The 21,114-nt window shown below is 55.0% G+C and carries 16 protein-coding genes; 11 read left to right on the top strand and 5 right to left on the bottom strand.

Going from position 1 to position 21,114, the window contains the following annotated elements; genetic code table 11:
• Window positions 1-12 precede the first annotated feature (12 nt).
• Together TU81_RS01670 and TU81_RS01665 are read right to left on the bottom strand one after the other, a co-directional pair.
• Window positions 13-1,650 (bottom strand): GMC family oxidoreductase, encoded by a 1,638-nt coding sequence (locus tag TU81_RS01670; protein ID WP_048392960.1) that lies wholly within the window; start codon window positions 1,648-1,650, stop codon window positions 13-15.
• A gap of 121 nt (window positions 1,651-1,771) precedes the next feature.
• Window positions 1,772-2,620: an SMP-30/gluconolactonase/LRE family protein gene (locus TU81_RS01665; RefSeq protein ID WP_048392957.1), complete on the bottom strand. Its 849-nt coding sequence runs from the start codon at window positions 2,618-2,620 to the stop codon at window positions 1,772-1,774.
• Window positions 2,621-3,391: 771 nt separating this feature from the next.
• Here TU81_RS01665 and TU81_RS01660 point away from each other — a divergent pair.
• The 4 genes from TU81_RS01660 to TU81_RS01645 all read left to right on the top strand — a co-directional run bounded on the left by TU81_RS01660 (window position 3,392) and on the right by TU81_RS01645 (window position 8,097).
• Entirely contained in the window at window positions 3,392-4,369 is a 978-nt protein-coding gene (locus TU81_RS01660; RefSeq protein ID WP_197679441.1) for a sugar ABC transporter substrate-binding protein, read from the top strand.
• A gap of 47 nt (window positions 4,370-4,416) precedes the next feature.
• Window positions 4,417-5,949 (top strand): sugar ABC transporter ATP-binding protein, encoded by a 1,533-nt coding sequence (locus TU81_RS01655; RefSeq protein WP_048392955.1) that lies wholly within the window; start codon window positions 4,417-4,419, stop codon window positions 5,947-5,949.
• A 3-nt stretch (window positions 5,950-5,952) separates the two neighbouring features.
• Window positions 5,953-7,215, top strand: coding sequence for an ABC transporter permease (locus TU81_RS01650; RefSeq protein ID WP_197679440.1), 1,263 nt, complete (start codon window positions 5,953-5,955; stop codon window positions 7,213-7,215).
• 105 nt (window positions 7,216-7,320) lie between these two features.
• Complete coding sequence (locus TU81_RS01645) at window positions 7,321-8,097, top strand: glucose 1-dehydrogenase (protein WP_048392950.1); 777 nt, start codon at window positions 7,321-7,323, stop codon at window positions 8,095-8,097.
• Window positions 8,098-8,483: 386 nt separating this feature from the next.
• Here TU81_RS01645 and TU81_RS01640 read toward each other — a convergent pair whose 3' ends face one another.
• A complete protein-coding gene (locus TU81_RS01640; protein WP_048393611.1) occupies window positions 8,484-9,539 on the bottom strand; it encodes a tartrate dehydrogenase in 1,056 nt (351 codons plus the stop codon).
• A 642-nt stretch (window positions 9,540-10,181) separates the two neighbouring features.
• Between TU81_RS01640 and TU81_RS01635 the strand changes: the two genes are divergently transcribed.
• Window positions 10,182-11,375 carry an MFS transporter gene (locus tag TU81_RS01635; RefSeq protein WP_088500315.1) on the top strand — a complete coding sequence of 398 codons (1,194 nt, stop codon included), beginning with the start codon at window positions 10,182-10,184 and terminating at the stop codon, window positions 11,373-11,375.
• A 38-nt stretch (window positions 11,376-11,413) separates the two neighbouring features.
• On the opposite strand, the gene TU81_RS01630 is transcribed toward TU81_RS01635, so the two are convergent.
• Window positions 11,414-12,310, bottom strand: a complete 897-nt coding sequence (locus TU81_RS01630) for a LysR family transcriptional regulator (protein ID WP_048393608.1) — start codon at window positions 12,308-12,310, stop codon at window positions 11,414-11,416.
• Window positions 12,311-12,440: 130 nt separating this feature from the next.
• Between TU81_RS01630 and TU81_RS01625 the strand changes: the two genes are divergently transcribed.
• The 6 genes from TU81_RS01625 (at window position 12,441) to TU81_RS01600 (ending at window position 19,574) form a co-directional block, all read left to right on the top strand.
• Window positions 12,441-13,526, top strand: a complete 1,086-nt coding sequence (locus TU81_RS01625) for an AbrB family transcriptional regulator (RefSeq protein WP_048392948.1) — start codon at window positions 12,441-12,443, stop codon at window positions 13,524-13,526.
• Between the two features lie 1,059 nt (window positions 13,527-14,585).
• Window positions 14,586-15,917 carry a carbohydrate porin gene (locus TU81_RS01620; RefSeq protein WP_048392946.1) on the top strand — a complete coding sequence of 444 codons (1,332 nt, stop codon included), beginning with the start codon at window positions 14,586-14,588 and terminating at the stop codon, window positions 15,915-15,917.
• Window positions 15,918-16,066: 149 nt separating this feature from the next.
• Window positions 16,067-16,966, top strand: coding sequence for a L(+)-tartrate dehydratase subunit alpha (gene ttdA, locus TU81_RS01615; protein WP_172898744.1), 900 nt, complete (start codon window positions 16,067-16,069; stop codon window positions 16,964-16,966).
• A complete protein-coding gene (gene ttdB / locus TU81_RS01610; RefSeq protein WP_048392943.1) occupies window positions 16,963-17,571 on the top strand; it encodes a L(+)-tartrate dehydratase subunit beta in 609 nt (202 codons plus the stop codon). The genes ttdA and ttdB overlap by 4 nt, the downstream gene beginning before the upstream one ends.
• Window positions 17,572-17,640: 69 nt before the next feature.
• Window positions 17,641-18,552: a LysR family transcriptional regulator gene (locus TU81_RS01605; RefSeq protein WP_048392942.1), complete on the top strand. Its 912-nt coding sequence runs from the start codon at window positions 17,641-17,643 to the stop codon at window positions 18,550-18,552.
• A 116-nt stretch (window positions 18,553-18,668) separates the two neighbouring features.
• Window positions 18,669-19,574 carry a LysR family transcriptional regulator gene (locus TU81_RS01600; RefSeq protein ID WP_048392940.1) on the top strand — a complete coding sequence of 302 codons (906 nt, stop codon included), beginning with the start codon at window positions 18,669-18,671 and terminating at the stop codon, window positions 19,572-19,574.
• Between the two features lie 169 nt (window positions 19,575-19,743).
• On the opposite strand, the gene TU81_RS01595 is transcribed toward TU81_RS01600, so the two are convergent.
• Entirely contained in the window at window positions 19,744-20,772 is a 1,029-nt protein-coding gene (locus TU81_RS01595; RefSeq protein ID WP_048392937.1) for an alpha/beta hydrolase, read from the bottom strand.
• Window positions 20,773-21,114: the final 342 nt, after the last annotated feature.

Genomic DNA, 21,114 nt, shown 5'->3' with positions numbered 1-21,114 from the left:
TCACCGACTCGCTCAATTAGTTTCGGCCAGGGAGCTGCTTGCGCGGCGCGCCAGCGCATCTTCACGAATCAGGTCGGCGGCTTTCACACCTATCATGATGGACGGCGCATTGGTGTTGCCCGACGTGATGAATGGCATGATCGAAGCATCTACCACCCGCAGTCGCTCGATACCACGGACACGCAGTCGTTCGTCCACCACCGCCATGGCGTCGTTACCCATCTTGCAGGTGCCGCCCTGGTGGTGGGCCGAGTTGCCGGTTTCGACCAGGTAGTTATAAATATCTTCATCCGTACGAACATGGGGCCCCGGCAGTTCTTCGGCGACCACCCGGGACTTGATGGGCTCGCTGTTCATGATTTTGCGTATCCAGCGCACACCACTGATCACGGCATTGACGTCGTAATCGCTGCTCAGGAAATTGGGTGTGTAATCGGCCGGGTCCGACGGGTTGGTCGAACGCAACGTCACTGTTCCCGTGGTGCTGGGACGCAACTGATAGACCGACACCCCGAGGCCAGGATGCTTTTCAACGTCAACCGTGCCGTCAGGGAAGTATTGAAAGGTCATGGGCCTGAAGCTGATTTGGAGATCAGCATAGTCCTCGTCCGGGCTACTTTTAACAAACGCCGCGACCTGGGAAGAGCCGAGGGCAAGATAACCTTTGCGGGTCATCAGGTAACGAAAGCCTTCCCAGTACTTTCGCAGGCCTACGAGATTGGCGTTGTACGAACTGTCTGGGGTGCAACGCCAACCTGTGTGAATATAGAAGTGATCCTGCAGGTTCTGCCCCACCCCCGGGGAATCCAGGACCACAGGTATCGCGTGCTTTTCCAGTTCAGCCCGTGGGCCAACACCCGATAGCATGAGCATCTGCGGAGTCTTCAGTGAACCCGCTGACAAGATCACCTCACGCGCCGCATAGATCCTTTCCAAACGACCGCCCTTCAAAACCTCTACGCCGACGGCGGTGCGTCCATCGAATAAAACGCGCTGCAGTTCGCATCCGGTTCGAACCGTCAGGTTCGGTCGTTCAATGACCGGCTCGATAAATGCCCGGTAAGTCGACATCCGCTGTCCGTCCTGGATGTTATGCTGCATGAAACCCACGCCATCATGCACAGCGCCGTTCATGTCCTCGGTCACCGGGATGCCGATACGGTTCGCGGCCTCTATAAAGTCGTAGCTACTCTTTTCCTTGACGATCGGATCGCTGATCCATAGCGGACCATTCGCTCCCCGGTATCGGTCGCCGCCCCGCTCGAAATTCTCCATTTTTTTGAAGTAGGGCAAAACATCTTCATAGCCCCAGCCTGGGTTGCCCAGGGCACGCCAGCCGTCAAAATCTTTCTGATGCCCGCGAATGAATACCATGCCGTTGATGGAGCTGGATCCACCGAGCAATTTGCCTCGAGGCCAGTACATTTCGCGCCCTTGGAGCTTGTCCATCGGCGCGGTGCGAAAGTTCCAGTTCAACAGCTTGTTAAAATACAGCTTGCCCATTCCTGCCGGCGTGTTGACCCAGAAACGATCTGCCGCGGGACCCGCCTCGATTAGCAGGACGCTGTTCTGTGGGTCGTCAGACAAGCCGCGCGCAACCGGACAGCCGGAAGATCCAGCACCGACAACGATGTAATCATAAATCTGCATTGACCCTATTCCTCGCTCTTTCAAACCTGGTAGCAACGAACAGGCGATGCCTGCCCGGGCTCAACCATGGGATGCCCTAACCGCAAACCGTTGATATCAGCAGCCGATCTGGCTTCGTTGTTCAGGATCCAGCACGAGGAATGTCGACTTGCACTTGGTTAAGCGCCCCAAGTCGCTTGCGCGCTTGCTGGTCAGGGATCGTGCCATCATAGGTAGTAATAAAGAGGGTATGGCCGTCCTCACCGCCCAGTTCGCAGGCAACGGCGCTACCTGGGAAATGCAAACGATGTGTGATTTCCCCTCCCTCCAAGACCCGCAAAACTTCCCCTGTATTGAACGAGCAAACCCAAACACCGCCTTCTGCATCGGCGCACATACCGTCCGGCTCTCGTCCTGCGATGTCGGCAAATAGCCGGCGATTGGACAAAGATCCATCCAGCGCACGATCAAATGCCGTCAGCCGGCCGCGCCAGGTTTCTGCGACCACCAGCGTTCGCCCATGATTAAGAATTACCGCGCCATTGGGGAATTCGACGCCATCGCTACCGTGGCTGACGGTGCCATCCAGCTCGACGATATGGAGAGAGGTTTCGCGCTTCTCTTCGCCCATGAACAGGTCATAGCCAAAATTGCCGACATAGAGACAGCCATTGTCGGCCACCGCGAAATCATTCAAATCACCAGTGGCCCACTTCGAGAGGTCAGCGTGTACAAGCAACTCTCCATCCACCAGCTTCAATATCTGGCGAGCGACGGATGACACGATAAGAGGAGTTCCATCAGACAGGAATCCGAGACTATTAGGCCGCGGTGGCAAATTGTCTTTCAGCACAAGCCGGCGCCCGCTCACGTCGACTTGGTAGAGAATCGAGTCAAAGACGTCTGGCACCCACAGGCAACCGTCGTACCACCGAGGAGCCTCAAGGAAGACGAAATCATCAGCGAAGCGATGCGCCTTTAGCTCTTGCATGTTCTGCCTGCCCTTTCTTTTATTTTTAGATGAAAAACGGTAGAGCGAATGCGATCTGTGCAGACCACCGAGCGAAGCCCAATGAAAACCACCTGCTGTCACAAACCCTATCGAACAATAAAAATTGTGTCAATAAATGGGATTAATTAATTTCTAGACATCCAAAGCTGGCCTGTAAATCCTGCAAACAGGTGAGTTCTGCGTAGGTTATCGGCATCGTGGACGGCTCATTATCATTGTCCTCAAAGGCCCGGCGAGACGCCTGAAGCCACACATCACTCGTGCTTCGGTGTGATCGTAAAACATGATTGGGTTGCCTGTTCCCAAGGCTTGGCACCTTAATCGTTGGGAATGACTGTAGGACTCCCGACGCCAACCGCCTCTTACAAATAGCGAGCGCTCCGATGGTGCAGCGATTCGGCGCGGCGCTGTGCCCCGCCAGACGGTAGACCCGAACCAGGAAATGATCGAATCAAAATCTGTTGCGCAATCCCACAATCAGGGATATGTTGATTTTGAGCAACGCAAAATTGACTCGAATGTGCCTAGCGAGAAACCCACCCTCCAACCGGTAGGGCAGGTATTCACGCAAAAGCGCCTGCAGATCGGATGAATGTGTCGTGCGCATCACGGCGGTTCGCCCTCTGAGTTTCGTGATTGGAAATGCGTGCTTTACCAAGGCAAAACCAAGAAAGACCTGACGCAAAACACAAAAACAACAACGTTTCGACAAGTTTCAGGGAGCTATAAATGCCGAATAAGAATTTCAGCGTGCGCCAAAACCACGCTATCCGTGCGCTTTTCAAACACATGATCCCCGCCGTCCTGGCAGTGACTGCCACCGTCAGTAACGCTGCCGAGCTGACCTTCGGCTATGTTCCAGGCAACCTCGCCTATCCCTACAACGTAGCGACCGCTAAGGGCTTCGAAGCCGCAGCCAAAGCTGCCGGCGTAAAAGCAGTCATCATCGACCCGCGAGGCAGCGTCGAGAAGCAGGGCAATGCGCTCGACGACATGATCGCGCAGCGCGTCGACGCTATCGGTTTTCTGCCCCTGGATTCGGTGGTGGCGCAATCTTTCGTCGACAAGATCGTAGACCACGACATTCCCGTGGCTGCGGTTGCCGTGATGGTAGGTGACCCTCAGGAACGGGCGATCAACAAGCCCTACGAACAACTTGTTGCCTTGGTTACCACTGATGACATCCGCGCTGGCGAAGTGGCCGGTGAGCACGCAGCGACGCTGTTGCCTAAAGACCGTGTCGCAAAAATCGCAGTCGTCGAAGGCGTACCTGGCTACGCCGTGGTCAAGCAGCTCACCGAGGGCTTCAAGACGGGCCTGAAAAAAGCCGGCGCGAAATATGAAATTGTTGCGTCTCAGCCCACCGACTGGACGCCTGAGCAGGGCGAGCGCGTTTGCCAGAACATGCTGACTGCCCATCCAGACCTCGACCTCATCTTTAGTCAGGCCGAGGACATGGCCATTGGTTGCGCACGCGCCTTGGCTGCCCAAGGTTCAGAAATCGCCCTGGTCGCAACAGGGGGCGGTTCCAAGGTCGGGTCTACCGGGATCGCGGCTGGCGAAATCAATGCATCGGTCTGTGTGCGTCCCAAGCTGCTCGGCGAACTTCTCTTCAAGTCTCTTTATGAGTCTGTGACCCATCCGGAAACACCGAAAGGCAAGTACGTGACCTACGACCTGCCATTGCTGACCAAAGACACGCTCAACGCCTGCCCCGACAAGTGGTAAGCCGCTTTATATAAGCCGATAACAAAGAACAAAAACGGATTATCGAGATGACTCATCAAGAAACGCTTCTCATGCGGCTCCAAGGGGTTGCGAAAGAATACCCAAACGGGACTGTCGCACTGCGCGGCGTCGATCTCGACATTGCGAGGGGCAAGGTTCACGGATTGCTTGGCGCCAACGGCGCTGGCAAGTCGACCCTGATAAAGATCCTGTCCGGCGCGAATGCTCCCACGAGCGGTGAAATTGTCTGGCGCGGCAAGCCAGTGACGTGGGCGAGTCCAAAGGTGGCCAACGACATGGGCGTAGCCACCATCCACCAACATATACCGCTCGTGCCCACCCTCTCCGTGATCGAAAACGTCTTTCTCGGAAAGAACGGCACGTGGCGCTATCCCAATTCGATGCGCGAGCGCTTTGATGAGCTCTGCCAGCGCGTCGGCTACAGACTGGATGCCGATAGCAAGGTGTGCGACCTCTCGATAGGTCAGCGCCAGATGGCAGCGATTTACCAAGCCTTTGCCACGGGTGCGGACTTGATTGTCATGGACGAGCCAACCGCCTCTCTGGCTACAGAGGAGCGGGAAATTGTCTATGACACTGTCCGCCGCCTGTCAAAAGTAGAAAACAAAGCGATTCTCTTCGTCTCGCACTTCCTGGACGAAGTCATAGCTCTGACAGACTGCGTCACGGTCCTGCGTGATGGGGTCGCAGCCATGCGAGCCAACACCTGCGATCTGGACGAAAATCTTTTAGCCGAAGCCATTGTCGGCAAACCCATTGCCAAACAAGCGCGTGCGACCGCTCAACGCAACAGTTGCGCCGATCCATCCCGAACCGTGCTGGAACTGCAGAACGTCTCTTCCTCGGGCAAGCTGCACCCGATATCGCTGAAACTCGCAGCAGGCGAGGTCATAGGGATAGCCGGTCTTCTGGGCTCAGGTCGAAGCGAACTGCTGCACGCAGCATTCGGCGCCGACCCGCATGCCTCAGGCAAGGTCATACTCAATGGCCGGGAGATTGGGCGCAGCACCGGGGCTTCCGTGAAAGCAGGCATAGGCCTGGTGCCGGAAGATCGTATAAAGCAGGGCCTGGTACCGGATTTCGAGATCTGGCGTAACACTTCCCTGCCCGCCTTGAATTCCGTGTCGGCATTCAATTGCCTTCCCAACGAGCAACGTGAACTGAACCGTGGCTGGGATGCCATCCAACAACTCTCCATCAAGGCCAGTTCGCCTGACATTCTCGTCAGCGAACTCAGTGGCGGCAATGCCCAGAAGGTGACGATCGCGAAGTGGTTATTCAGCGACGTCAAGGTGCTTCTTTTGGACGAGCCAACCGCCGGCATCGATATCGGTGCAAAGACCGAGATCATCTTCCTGATCCGTCGGCTTGCCGCAGAAGGCAAAGCCATCATCGTCGTGTCGTCAGAGTTTGAAGAACTGCTCGCCGTCAGTGACCGCATCATCGTCATGCGCGATGGATGCTGTGTCGCGGAGCGCCCCGTCCATGAAACATCGGAACATGAACTGCTCCTGCTCGCTGGCGGTAAATGCGTTACTCCTGAAAGCAGAGGTCACTGAGCAATGGACAATCTAGCTATAGAGATAAAAACAATGAGTACAACAACTCAACCAAAAATCGAACCGGTGCGGCTCGCCAGTCAAAATGTAACACCGCCACCGCCCGCGCCTGTCTATCGTCAGGTTGATTGGCGACGCCTCTTCAGCCTGCGTGAAATGGGTGTCTATTATGCATTGCTGCTATTGCTGGTTGGCCTATCGTGTATCACGACTTACCTGGGGAAATCCAACTATCTCAGCGTTTTGAACATTACCAATATCGTCTATCAGTCCTCACTCATCGCCATTATGGCCGTGGCCATGACGGTCATATTGATCAGCGGTAATTTCGATTTGTCAGTCGCGTCGGTCGCGGCGCTTTCGGCCGCGATTCTTATCGGTTTCGCCGATCAGCTGGGCTTCTGGCCCGCCTGCGCCTTTTCGATGACGGTCGCCATTTGCGCCGGCTTGCTGAACGGGTCCATCGTGCAATTCGTGGGTATCAATGCTTTTATTGTTACCCTCGGCACCATGACTGCGCTACGCGGCGCGGTTTTGATTTTCACTGACGGCCAATCTCTGTCTGTGCAAAAACCCGAAGTCATCGAAGCCATGAAAGCGTTCGAGTCGGGTCGCCTGGACGCTGGCGTGGTTGCAATCCTCCTGGGTGCGGTACTGCTCGGCATCAGCGCCCTGCAAGCGGTGCGGGCACGAAAAGCGGCGAGACCCTTGACACCAGCCATGCTCGGAATGGCTCTGGGCGGCCTCTGCCTGCTAGCAATGAGCTGGGGCGCCGGGGGCAAAATCATGCTGCCGAAACCGGTCATCTACATGGCGATTTTCACCACCATCGTTTGGGTGACGCTGAGTTTCACCATGGTAGGCCGTCGCCTTTACGCCGTCGGCGGCAATGCCGAAGCCGCCCGCCTCTCCGGTATCAATGTTGTCCGTTACAAGTTGGTTGCCTTCGTGTTGTGCAGCGCCGCGGCGGGCTTTGCCGGGATCCTTTTTGCGAGCCGCCTGCGCTCCATCAACCCCGCAGCCCTGAGTGGTGCTGAATTGGCTGTTATCGCGGCGGCAATTCTGGGCGGCACTTCGCTGTTTGGCGGCGCCGGCAGTGTTATTAAAACCCTGGCTGGGGCACTGCTGCTTTACTCGCTCACCAACGGCTTCAACATCTTGAATCTGGGGGCGAATTATCAGGGGTTGATCGAGGGCATCGTGCTCATTGGTGCTGCCGCGCTATACACCGTTGGCAACAGCCGAAGCAAAGCCAAATCCAAGTGACCCTATGACCGAGACCGGTGCCCCGCCGCTGTAACAGAAGGCGAGGCACTGGCCCCAATCTCTGCTCGAACCCTTCAGTAAAAAACAAATCAAGAGGACAGCACCATGACCCTATCTACCGCAGGGACCTATACCGGCAAAGTTGCATTTGTTACCGGCGCCGGTAGCGGCATCGGCCGCGCCACGGCCATCGCATTCGCCAAAGCCGGTGCCAGCGTTACGGCTGTAGACATTTCAGAAAAAGGTCTACAAGAAACCGCCGCACTCATCGAAGCGTTTGGTGGTCGGGTCCTCACCATCCCCTGCGATGTGACGAGCAGCAAGGGTATCAAAGCGGCTCTGGATAAAACCGTGGCGACTTTTGGAGGGCTCGACTGCGCTTTCAATAACGCCGGCATCGAGCAACCCGTGAACAAGCTCAAAGACATCGACGAAGACCTCTGGGACCGCGTGCTCGCGGTCAACCTGAAGAGTGTTTATCTGTGCATGAAGCACCAGATCGATATCATGTTGACGAATGGAGGCGGTGCGATCGTTAACACCTCCTCTGGGGCCGGAGTATTGGCGATCCAAGGGCAATCGGCTTACTGCGCTTCAAAGTACGGCGTCACCGCCATCAGTAAATGCGCAGCTCTGGAACATGCCTCCCAAGGTATTCGAGTGAATGCCCTGTGCCCTGGAATTATCGATACCGATATGATCTCTCGCTTCACTGGTGATACCGAACAAGGCCGCGCTCGCGTGATTGCACAGGAACCGATTGGTCGTATGGGTCGCCCCGAGGAAATTGCCAATACCGTCCTGTGGCTCTGCTCCGAACAGGCAGGTTTCGTCACCGGCCATGCCATGGTCATTGACGGTGGTCAGACTGCGGGAATCTGAAGCCCACACATCGTCGCATTGAGATTTCGCTGCCGGGCCTTATGGTTCGGCAGCGACGCCATTCATGGCCCAGCGTCACGTTCGCCAGAACCCAAATGACGCCCGCCCCAAACCGCCCCTGGCCGCCGCCCCGTTTCGTCCGAAACCGAAACCGAAACCGAAACCGAAACCGCCGCATATATCTCTGAGCTTATCAACGCGTCCCAGCGGTTTTTGCCGATATAGAACTCGTCGATGCCAGGGGCTGACTTCGCATTTGCGTTTTGTCTGAAGAGGGACGCGAGTGGAGACTTGAGCGAGGAGCATATAAATCAAACTGCGGATAAGCCAAGGGCGGATCGATGATCCGCCCTTGGCTTCCGGCTGCAGTTTTACCAGTAGTGAAATCAGCGATTGATCAGTTCAAGTACCGCGTCGGTGATCTGCCGAGTAGTGGCTTTACCACCGAGATCAGGTGTATGCAGGCCGCTTTCAGTCACCGCTTCGATGGCCGACATCAAGCGGTTTGCGGCGTCCACTTCACCCAGATGTTCGAGCATCATCGCTGCCGTCCAGAACGTTGCAATCGGGTTGGCCACGCCTTTGCCAGTGATGTCGAAGGCAGAGCCATGGATCGGCTCGAACATCGATGGAAACTTGCGTGAAGGATTAAGGTTAGCCGTCGGAGCGATGCCCAGGCTACCGGACAACGCCGCAGCCAGATCGGACAGGATGTCGGCGTGCAGATTGGTCGCCACGATGACGTCCAAGGTCGAAGGTTTGAGAACCATGCGAGTCGTCACCGCATCGACCAACTCTTTGTCGATTTTTACGTCCGGAAAATCCTTGGCCACTTCGTAAAAAATCTCGTCCCACAACACCATACCGTGGCGTTGGGCATTCGACTTGGTGACCATCGTCAGGTGCTTGCGTGGACGGCTCTGTGCCAGCTGGAAAGCAAAGCGATGGATACGCTCAACACCGGCCCGCGTGAAGACAGACACTTCAGTCGCCACTTCTTCTGGCAGACCACGGTGGACACGACCGCCATTGCCGGAGTACTCGCCTTCGGAATTTTCCCGGACCACCACCCAATCAATTTGGTCGCCGTTGATCAGCGGGCTTTTTACCCCTGGCAACACACGGGCTGGACGCACATTGGCGTATTGGTCAAAGCCCTGGCAAATCGGCAGGCGCAGGCCCCAGAGAGAAATGTGGTCAGGCACATTAAGCGCACCGACAGCGCCAAAGAAGATGGCGTCGAATGTTTTCAATTCCTCAAGGCCGTTCTCAGGGATGTAGTAACCGTTTTTCAGGTAATTGTCCGAATTCCAATCGAAGTGTTTGAACTGCAAATCGAAACCGGATTTTTTTGACAGTGCCTCGAGCACCTCGACGCCCGCTGCAATGACTTCAACACCAATGCCATCACCGGGAACTGCAGCAATTTTGTACGCGCTCATTTTCATCTCCGCTCTTGTTTTGGCTCTTGCAACCCGCCATACCGGACTGGCCAGGCGGGGTCGTGAGCCAATTATATGGAGCGCAAAAAGAAGCAGAGTCGACTCAAAATCACTACATACATAACCTTGAGTTACGAATCAGAATCTTAACTGTGTTCCGGTAGGTGCAAGTGATGCTCCCAATCCGGGAAGTGTCTTGAACAACCTACCGAAATGCCCAAAGCGAATTACAGGAATAACTCAATCGGCGCTCAGTCGTAGCATCCAGAGAAGGAAGCCTGGGTTGGCGTTCGCCTTCTCACACGAACGAGCCGCAGTGTTTCCATCACAGAGACAGGGAACGTCTGCTTCAATCTGTAGAACTCCGACAGAGGGAAATCGAAGCCGAACTGATTGCTGAATATGCGTCCTTTACGCAGCTGAATTATTCGCCAGCATTCATAGGTGCTTTCGGATTTCAGATCATTACAGATCATCCTTAGCACCCTATCATTCCACCTCAAACAATTCGCGATGAGGCAGTGACCCATCGCCCGCCGGGTCAATCCCTGGCGTTCTCAATTTCCTTGCATTCATTCGTCCATTTGCGCAGTGCCCCTATCGTTTGGGGCGTTGTGTATTGGCTATTTCATGGGAACAACGATGACTACCTCAACTTTTACTTCGGCCCAGGTCGACAGCCGGATCTGGAGCGCCGTGGGGTCTTTGACACTCTGCGTCGCTCTGTTGATCGCGGCAGAGTTCATGCCCGTGAGTCTGCTGACTCCAATCGCCAACGACCTTCATACTTCTCAAGGGATGGCTGGACAGGCGATTTCCATTTCCGGTTTCTTTGCGGTGGTGGCAAGCCTCTGCATCGCCTCTATCGCCGGACGCTTCGATAGACGTCATGTCCTGATTTCAATGACCGTGCTGATGCTTGTTTCGCTGGTAGTCATCGCTCTGGCGCCTGGCTTCACTTGGTTGATGATTGCCCGAGCCTTCTTGGGGGTCGCCATCGGCGGTTTCTGGGCTTTATCCACTGCCACTGTCCTGCGAATAGTCCCCGAGGATTCGGTGCCTAAAGCCTTAGGCATGATTTACATGGGGCATTCGGTGGCCGCTGCATTTGCCGCGCCGATTGGGGCTTACGTGGGAGGCCATTTGGGATGGCGCTTCGTGTTCGCTGCGCTGGTGCCGATTGTCATCGTTAACGTGATCTGGCAATACAAAAGCTTGCCCAAGATGCAGCCAGAAAAAACCATTCCCCTTTCCAGGCTGTTCGGCGTACTGAAACGCAGAAATGTAATGTTCGGTCTGCTGGCCGCCATGCTGACTTTCGGTGGTACGTTTACCGCCTTCACCTACTTGCGCCCATTTCTGGAACAAGTCACTGGCGTTGACTCGACCCAACTGTCGGTTTTGCTCTTAAGCCTGGGTATCGCCGGTTTCGGAGGTACATACCTCGTCAGTCGGCTGCTGGAAAAACAGTTTCTCTTCCAACTGTTGCGCTGGTTGCCAGTGGCCCTGGCTGTCATGACGGTGGCTTTGGCCGAGCTTGGATACATCTTCGCGGCCGCCGCCATCATGATGTTTGGCTGGGGGATGCTGTATTCAGCCATCCCGGTATGCTGGTCGACCTGGCTGGCCAAAGAGGTGAGCGATGAGCCAGAAACTGGCGGTGGGTTGATGGTTGCAGCTATTCAGATGGCGATCATGGTCGGCGGCGCGTTCGGCGGGAGCCTGTTGGATCATGTGTCGGTGGCTGCCCCTCTAATCGGCGGCAGCGCACTGCTCATCCTGGCAGCACTGGTGGTTGGAAACGGTGAGCGGCTCACCCAGTCCTCGCCGGCTTGATAGGCCCGATCGAGGCAAGCGGCTGCCAATAGCATCCGCTAGCCCAATAAAATGGTTCCATCGTCTTTAAGGACACTCAGCAACATTTGTGCGGCCGGCGATAAATAGGCGCCCGCGCGGACAAAAACGACGATAGTACGTTTCATAGTGGTCTCCTTCAGTCTCACCTCACGAAGGTGCGTGACCCCCTTGACGTCTTCGAGGGTCTCCCTGGCTAGAAAGCTCAGCAGGTTGGTTTCACCAATCAGGCGTGGCAACAAAGAGATCGAGGTGGTTTCGATCTGTACCTGAGGTAAAGGCAGATCCCTGGACTGGAACACATTGTCTATCCAACGCCGCGCCGGCACAGTGGAGGCCGGCAACACCCATTGGTACTGACACAAATCGCGTAACTCATAACTGGCGCTGAATAACGGATGATGACGGCTGGCGACCACCACCGCCTCGTCGTCAAACAAGGCATGAAACTGCAGTAACGGATCCGCTTCGTATTGTGGGCAAATCACCATATCCAGCCTCCCGGAGAACAGTGATTCGCGCAGTAAATCGTCTTGGCCGATCACCAAGTTCAAGGTGATCTGCGGCGCACGCGAAAGCAGTGTCGCGGTCAGGTGTGGAAGCAGGTGATCAGCCATGGAGGCTGCGCACCCCAAGCGGATGTTTCCCATCACACCGTTTGCAAAATCACGTATTTCTCGCTGGGTTTCGGCAACGCTCTGCTGCAGCTGTTTGCCACGCACTTTTAGCAACTCTCCCACTGGGGTGAGCTTAATCCGCCGCCCATCGCGCTCGAACAGCCGGGTCCCTAGAGACTCCTCAAGCCGCTGGATGCTTTTAGACAGCGCAGGCTGACTGCGGTTGAGCTTTTGCGCAGCCCGGCCCAGGTGCCCCAACTCGGCGATGATTTCAAAATAGGCAAGATCACGCAGGTCCATATCCATCAACCAAAGTTATCAATCAATCGATATTAGAAAATAGACTTTATCAAACCAGGTATCAATAATTATCAGCACATCGATAGCGATGCCACGCCCCCGCGGCGACCAGCGTTTTGGAGTACGACTCTTGTCTTCTTCTGCCAGATTTTCCCTGCATATCTACCCCGCGCCGCTTCAATGGTTGGCGCTTGCACTGTTGGCTGGAGCGGGCGGTCAGTTGCTGAGGTTTCTAGAGGTGCCCGCAGGCCAATTCCTGGGGCCTATGCTGGTTGCCATCATGTTCGGCGTATGCGGTGCGAGCATTCGACTGCACCGCTACGCCTTCAAGCTTGGCCAGGGCTGCATCGGCATTCTTGTCGCTCATTCGATGACACTCGCCGTACTCGTTTCGATAGCACAGTCCTGGCCAATGATGCTGTTTGCGACCGTGGTGACGGTCAGCCTTAGCGCGCTGGTGGGGCTTGCGTTGGTGTGGATGGGCATCCCGGCCAGTACCGCAGCTTGGGGTACATCGCCAGGCGCAGCTTCTGCCATAGTCTTGATGGCTGACGAATATGGCGCCGACTCTCGAGTGGTCGCCACTATGCAATATGTGCGCGTGGTGTGCGTGGTAATGATCGGTGCGTTGGTGAGCAACTTGCTGGAAGCACCGGTCGGAGGAAGCGAGGTGCATGCTGCAGACGTCGCGTTGCAAAGCTTCGGCCTGCTGCATCTGGGCCTCACAATCGTCACTCTACTAATCGGTGTGGCGTTGGGAAATCGATTGCCGGCCGGTGCGCTGCTGATGCCGCTGATGTTGGGCGGAGCGTTACAGATCAGTGGCCTGTTGCATATCACCCTGCCCAGCTGGTTACTCGCTATCGCCTACGGCACTATTGGTTGCTACGTTGGCCTGCGCTTTGATCGAATGACCGTCAAATACGTCTGGCGGCGATTGCCGGCAATGATACTGGGAGCGCTCCTGATGATCGCTTTGTGCGCATTGTCCGCATGGCTGTTGGCAGCAGTGTTGAACAAGGACTTCCTCTCGATTTACCTGGCCACGAGCCCAGGAGGGCTCGATACGATGGCAATCATCGCGGTGGACACGCACTCCGATGTAGGACTGGTATTGGCCATGCAAACCCTACGGCTGTTTGCGGTGATCCTGACGGGGGCTTTTGTGGCCCGATTGATTATTCGCTTGGGCAGTTATCGTCGGATAACGTTATAGACTTGAGCCCCACCGCAACGATCTCCAGCGCAGAAGCCAGCGTCCGCGGCTCTGCTCCTCCCCTTCCCTTCTCCAAGAGGCGGCAGCGTATGGCTGCCGCACATCTAGCACTCTTGCGCATCATTGAAAAATCCGTTTCGGCCAGGTGTCAGCCACTGCATGCCAGGCTGTGCTCTGCGCTGACAACGCATCTCCAACGAATGAGCGCCTTGGGTTAGACGCGCCACGACGAGCTCACTGTGGTTTAGCTCATGAATTCACATCTCAATTTAATCAAATAAATCCCACAATAAGATTTTTTCAAAAAAATAAACGCACAGGCATTAGCTTTTAGGCATCAGCCTGATATTTTACATGTTATAAAATGTATCTAATTCAATCAGTTAATAGATTTATTTGTCTGAATGGTCAATAAAAACCTCAGACTCTCCGCTAAAAATGGAAACCAGACAAAAAATACCATATTGACTAAAAATCCCACCATGTGCATATTTGCCACAACGACGCAAGCGAATGGCAGGTGACAGTCTGATGTCGAGCAAAGCGAGCATTGCTGCTTGGGCGCATGCCCAATGCTGACTGATCAATTCCGTTCTTGACCGACCATCAAGGGCCCATGAGCGCGAATCCAGCTGAACTCGGCTGTAGGACGCCGACCTGAGAATTTTCGATAACGCTAGCCAGCACAGCGTGAAAGTTCATAGGTATTTATAACGAAGTCACGAATGAATCTTCTCCATAACAATCAGAATCGGAGAGTCGCTCCATGGCCAAGGTAAATATGAGCACACGTTCTCTTGCCCCCTATGAGCTGTTGCGCCCTGCCCCATCAAAGCCACTTCTAAAATCTTCTGCCTGTCTTCCCAAGCCCGCTTAGCTAAGCGTTTCGCCCCCCAAATATCCAATTAATAACCCTAGAGGTCGCTATCGCCGAAAAACACTAGACGCGTCGTACCACTCAATGCCATTGCACAACACCCTTAGGCCGATACTCAGTATTCGGTCGACAGCGGGGTGCGCTCAATTATCTGACCAACAAAAACAAAAGCAGAGATCAAGATGATTACCCACTCGAACCGCACTACACGGAACAAGATATCAATGGCACTGCTGCTGCTTTGCGGAGCGACCAGCAGTCAGGCGCAAGAAGCCTTCAATCCCGAGTCCCCCTGGATGTTGGGAGACTGGGGCGGCCTACGCTCAGAATTACTGGAGAAGGGTTATACCTTTAACGTGCTCTACACGGGCGACGCCGCGACGAATCTGGCCGGTGGCTATGATTCGCACACCACGGCGCGGTATACCGACCAACTTGCACTGATGAGCAATTTTGACCTTGAGAAAATACTCGGTTGGGAAGGCGCTGATTTTCAATTCACGATATCGGATCGTAACGGGCGCAATCTCACCAATGATGTCATCACCGATCCTCGGGTAGGCGGCATCAGTCAGGTTCAAGAGGTATACGGGCGCGGCCAGACCTGGCGGCTTACGCAACTCTGGTATCGTCAGAAGTTCTTTGACGGCGGGCTGGATATCAAACTGGGCCGCATGAATTTTGGCGAGGACTTCGGCAGCTTTCCCTGCAAATTCCAGAACTTGGCGTTCTGCGGCGCGCAGCCGGGTAACTGGGCCGGCGATATCATTTATAACTGGCCAATCACTCAATGGGCGGGCCGCGTAAAGGTCGCGTTGAGCGATAACACTTATGCGCAGATCGGTGCGTACGAGCAGAACCCGTCCTACCTGGAAATAGGTAACGGCTTCAAACTCAGCGGCAGCGGTAATGAGGGTACCTTGGTACCTGTCGAGCTGGTCCATACCACGTCGCTGGGAGCCGGACGGCTGCCAGGGGAATATCGCGTAGGGGCATATTACAGCAGCCGTGACGCAAACGACGTCAACACAGAAGAAAACGGCATAGCCAAATCCCGCGACAGTAAATACGGCGCATGGATTGCCGGGCAACAACAAGTCTGGAAAGATCCGGACTTCGCCGCTCGCGGGCTGACGGTGTTTGCCTATGCCACCGTGCATGACAAAGCCACCAATATGATCGATCGTTATGCGCAAGTAGGCGCTTACTACACGGCCCCCTTCAAATCTCGCCCGAATGACGAAATCGGCGTCGCCATCGCCAGTCTCCATGTGAATAACCGCTTCACAGATCATCAGCAGCAACTGAATGACCGGGCGGGCGTCAGCGACTATGACGATCCTCGCTACACGCCGACGCAAAGCTCAGAAACCAACATGGAAATTTACTATGGCTTTGGCGTCACCAAATGGCTGACCGTGCGCCCCAACATCCAGTTTGTTGGTAATCCCGGCGGTGTCAGTGAAGTCAAGGACGCTTGGGTCGCAGGTTTGAAGTTTGAGACCAGCTTGTAATCCAAATCTGAACCCAGATGAAAGAGTTAAACCAGCACAACGCGCTGGTTTAACTCTCGATTAAGCAGCCGACGATAATTAGAAACTCTTCAACAGGCCCACCAGCCATACAAACCAATAAGCCTAGTGATGCGATGAGGAAAATAGAAGTGGATAAAGAAGCAGCCGTTGAATCGTTGACTGACGTCATGGCCAAGTTTACTGCCTATATTGGTAAGCGCTTGCCGACCGACGTAAAAAAGAAGACCGCCCAACTGCGCGCAGCGGAAACCAATCCGCTGGCCATCGCCGTCTACGACTCCATGGCGGAAAACCAGGACTATGCTGACAAGCTCGACAGACCGAGCTGCCAGGACACCGGCGTGATTCAGTACTTCATCGCAGCAGGTGCCAAGTTCCCGCTATTGGGGGAACTTGAAAACATTCTGGAAAATGCAACTCTGGAAGCAACCATCAAAGGCCCGCTACGTCATAACGCCGTAGAGACCTTCGTCGAAAAGAACACAGGGACCAACACGGGCTCCAAAATTCCGTGGCTTGACTGGGAGATTATCCCGGACGCCGATTACGCAATGATCGATGTTTACATGGCTGGCGGCGGTTGCACACTACCGGGCTCCGCTAAGGTTTTGATGCCTGGTCAAGGCTACGAAGGCGTAACGGAATTTGTTTTCGACGTCATTACCTCCCGCGGTGTGAACGCTTGTCCGCCGTTGCTGGTGGGCGTCGGCGTGTCCACCTCCGTAGAGACAGCCGCCCGTTTATCCAAGCGGGCCATCCTGCGACCAGTCGACTCCAGCCATCCCAACGAAAATGCAGCCTTGATGGAACGGCTTCTTGAGGAAGGCCTCAATGAGGTCGGCATCGGCCCACAGGGCCTGACCGGCAACAGCAGTGTGATGGGTGTGAACATCGAGTCTTCAGCGCGCCATCCATCGACCATCGGCGTTGCGGTCTCCACCGGTTGCTGGGCACATCGCCGCGGCAAAATCCGCATCAATGCCGACCTGTCCTACGACATCCTCTCCCATGAAGGAGTAGTCCTGTGATTAAAGTCCTCAACACACCTATCAAGGACGAAGATCTCGCAGAGCTCAATGTCGGCGACGTGGTTTACTTGACTGGGCAATTGGTCACCTGCCGCGACGTGGCTCACCGACGCCTCATCGAGCTCAAACGTGAACTACCGGTAGATTTGCGCGGCGGGGCAATCTTCCATGCGGGCCCCATTGTGCGTAAAAAAGATGATGGCAGCTTTGAGATGGTGTCCATTGGCCCAACTACCAGCATGCGAATGGAGAAATTCGAAAAGCAGTTCATCGAGGAAACCGGCGTCAAGATGATTATTGGCAAAGGTGGCATGGGGCCCGAAACCACCGCAGGCTGCCTGGAGAACAAGGCCGTACATGCCGTATTCCCTGGCGGTTGTGCGGTCCTTGCGGCCACCAAGGTGGAGGAGATCGAACGGGCTGAATGGCAGGATCTTGGCATGCCGGAAACCCTTTGGGTTAACCGGGTTCGGGAGTTCGGTCCGCTGATCATCTCCATCGACACCAAAGGCAATAACCTTTTCGAACAAAACAAAGCGCGATTTAACGAACGCAAAGGTGCAATCATCGATAAAATCAACGCTCAGGTTCGCTTCATCAAGTGACCTGGTAGATCGGCCGCGACCTGGCACCGTGGCGGCCGTTCTTTATCAGAAGACACTTTGGAATCAAGCATGAACAATGCTCAAGACCTGGCTTTTTTTCACTTGCTAGCCAAACAAGGCAGCCTTGTCGCAACCGCCAGAGAACTTGGCGTTACCCCTCCTGCAATCAGCAAAAGACTTTCCGCGCTGGAGAAAAGGTTGGGGGTGCGGCTCGTTAATCGAACTACACGATCGATGAGCCTTACTGCAGAAGGTGAGCTGTATTACACCCACGTCGCCCGCATCCTGACCCAGATCGACGAGGTAGAACAGCTCGTCAGCAGCCGTCGCGCTACGCCCAAGGGCCTGATACGGGTGAATGCATCGCTCGGTTTCGGCCGTCGCCATATCGGACCCGCCTTGGCCGCCTTCTACGCCCTGTACCCGGAAGTGGAGATTCAGCTTGAGATCAGCGACCATCCTTTGGATCTGGCCACTCATGGCTTTGATTTGGGCATTCGCTTCGGCACGTTGCCAGACGCTGCCTTCCACGCACGTAAAATAGCCTCCAACCGCCGCCTGCTTTGCGCCTCCCCTATCTATCTCGAAAAGTATGGAACGCCGCAAAAATTGACGGACCTGCAACACCACAACTGCATCTTTATTCGCCAGAATGAATCGCCCTACGGCGTGTGGAGATTCGCTAACGGCGAACGCACAGAAAATATTAAGGTACACGGCGCCCTGTGCTGCAATGACGGTGAGGTTGCCCTAAACTGGGCCTTGGAGGGCTATGGGTTGTTGCTCCGAGCCGAATGGGATATAGCTCGTTATGTGCGTAGCGGACGACTGCGCCTCGTACTGGAAAACCATATGCCCACCCATGCTGACGTCTACGCAGTCTATCCGCAGCAACTGCATCTCTCGGCACGAGTCCGGCACCTGATCGACTTCTTGATTGAACGCTTCAAACAGATCGACCACATCGACGATCGGGAATAGCCCTGCAGCCTCACCACGACCATCTCAGCGCATAGCAAGGCCTGCGCGCTGTAAGCTCTGCGAACAATGCACCAGAATGTTATTGTTCATGCGCACTCACAAAGATCATTCAAGCCATGCAAGACGACATCCTTAAGCAATCCTTTGGTGGATTGATGGCCTTTATTGCCGTCGCCCGCGAAAAGAGTTTTACTCGAGCAGCGGCGCATCTTGGCCTGTCTCAATCGGCGGTCAGCCATGCCGTCAGCTCACTGGAGCGAAATCTGGGCACGCGCTTGCTCGCGCGCAACTCCCGCTCAGTCTCGCCAACGGAAGCCGGTGAAAGACTACTGGCAACGGTCGGTCCCCGCTTCGAAGAGATAGACGCTGAATTACTGGCATTGTCAGAACTGGGCGAAAGCCCAACCGGGACCGTACGCATCACCGCATCGGATCACGCCATCCGATCGATCATCTCGCCAAAGCTAAAGAAATTCCTACCGAAATACCCTGGGATAAAAGTCGAGCTGTTCGCAGACAATGGACTCATCGACATCGCTGCGGATCGTTTCGATGCCGGCGTTCGATTGGGTGAAGCGGTGGCCCAAGACATGATCGCCGTACGCATCGGTCCTGACATGCGATTTACCGCAGTAGCGACCAGGCGCTACTTCGCCAGTCGCCCAAAACCAGAGACACCCGAAGACCTGATGCAGCACAATTGCGTCAATCTACGTCTTCCCACCCATGGTGGATTGTGGCCTTGGGAGTTCGGGGAGGATGGTCGACAGCTTAACATTCGGGTTGACGGTCAGCTGATTTACAACAGCATTTATGATTGCCTTGACGCAGCCATTGCCGGTTTGGGTATCGCCTATGTACCTGAAGACATCGCCGAGCCCTACGTCAAGGCCGGCCACCTGATTCCGGTACTGAAGGACTGGTGCCCCCTGTGGACAGGACTTCATCTCTATTACCCAAGCCGTAGGCAACCCTCAGGGGCTATGACCTTATTGATCGCCGCCTTGCGACACGAGTCATGACGGATAAAAAAAAGGCCCTGCACAGCGTGCAGGGCCTGAAAGAGCCATGAAGACTCAAGGGATGAACGTTCCACCAAGGGCAAGTCGAGCGATGCGCACTACGACCTACGTTCAGACTTGAAGCCACAACATCCTATGCAAACCGGGCAGTTGCGGCTTCAAAGATGGGTTACTTCAGGTTGGTCCGGAAGAAAGAAGTCAGCTTGTCGAACGGAATGAGATTTACCCGATCATACAAGTCCACGTGGCCTGCGCCTGGCACGATGACCAATTCCTTAGGCTCACCCGCCAGCTTGAAAGCCTCTTGGCTGAATTCCAGCGAGTGTGCTTCAGAACCTGCGATGAACAGCATAGGACGAGGCGAAATCGACGCAATATCGTTGAACGGATAGAAGTTCATGAACTTCACGTTGCTGGTCAGCGTTGGATGCGTCGTCACGTCAGGCGAAGACCCGGCCGGGGTGTACTCACCGCGAGGCGTGCGATAGAAATCGAAGAATTCGCGCTGGATGGGATGGGTGTTCGCGTCCAGTTTATGCACGGTGCCGCCGGTGTACTTGGTTTCGCCACCGGTGAATTCCACATAACGCTGCTCAGCCGCCTCTGCGATGATCTGCTTGCGCTGCTCAAGTGTTTGCGAGTGCTTGAGCGCGTCGCGGTTGGCTGCGCCCATGTCATACATACTGACCGTGGCAATCGCCCTCATCCGAGGATCGATTTTTGCCGCACTGATGACAAAGCTGCCGCTGCCACAGATACCGAGAACGCCGATGCGGTTACGATCGATATACGACTGGGTTCCCAGGTAATCGACCGCTGCGCTGAACGCTTCGGAGTAAATATCCGGCGCCACGGCGTTACGCGGTTGTCCCTCGCTTTCGCCCCAGAATGATTGGTCTATCGCAAGGGTCACAAAGCCTTGTTCAGCGAGTTTCTGAGCGTAAAGGTTTGAGCTTTGCTCTTTGACCGCACCCATCGGGTGGCCAATGATAATCGCAGGGCTTTTGTTGGCCTTATTCAAATTCTTCGGCACATACAGATTCCCAACGACTTTCATGCGGTACTGATTATTGAAGGATACCTTCTGCTCAGTCACCTTATCACTCTTGAAAAAGTTGTTCGCGCCGTTGGACATATCGGCTGCCATCGCAGTAAACGAACTAGCCAGCAGGGCCAGCGTTAAAAAAAATTTCTTCATGGTGTTGTTCCTAATTAAGAACCGATGTGTGGACATCCAGAACGACTGCGGCCTGACCCAGGCTCGATGAACGCCAGTAGAGTCCAATCCAGTTGGCCAGCTACGCTGAACGAGGCATTGGGCTTTTATGCTGGGCACTTCCCTTCATGGCATTACGTCTAAGCCCACAAAGGATCAATTCGTCGACGTCAATGTATTCGAGGCGCTGCCCGAAAAACACCACATCCAATTGAATGGCACCATGCATAAAAGTAATTAATAGAGGTCGAATCGCCTGAGACCGAGGACTGGTGCACTGACGATTTTATTAGCGGCAGCTCAGGGACCGCCCACGGAGTCCGG

Source organism: Pseudomonas lini (assembly GCF_001042905.1).
In the GTDB taxonomy this organism is placed as follows: Bacteria; Pseudomonadota; Gammaproteobacteria; order Pseudomonadales; family Pseudomonadaceae; genus Aquipseudomonas; species Aquipseudomonas lini.
Note: the sequence above shows the minus strand (reverse complement) of the source record. Positions and strands in the feature narration are given on the sequence as shown.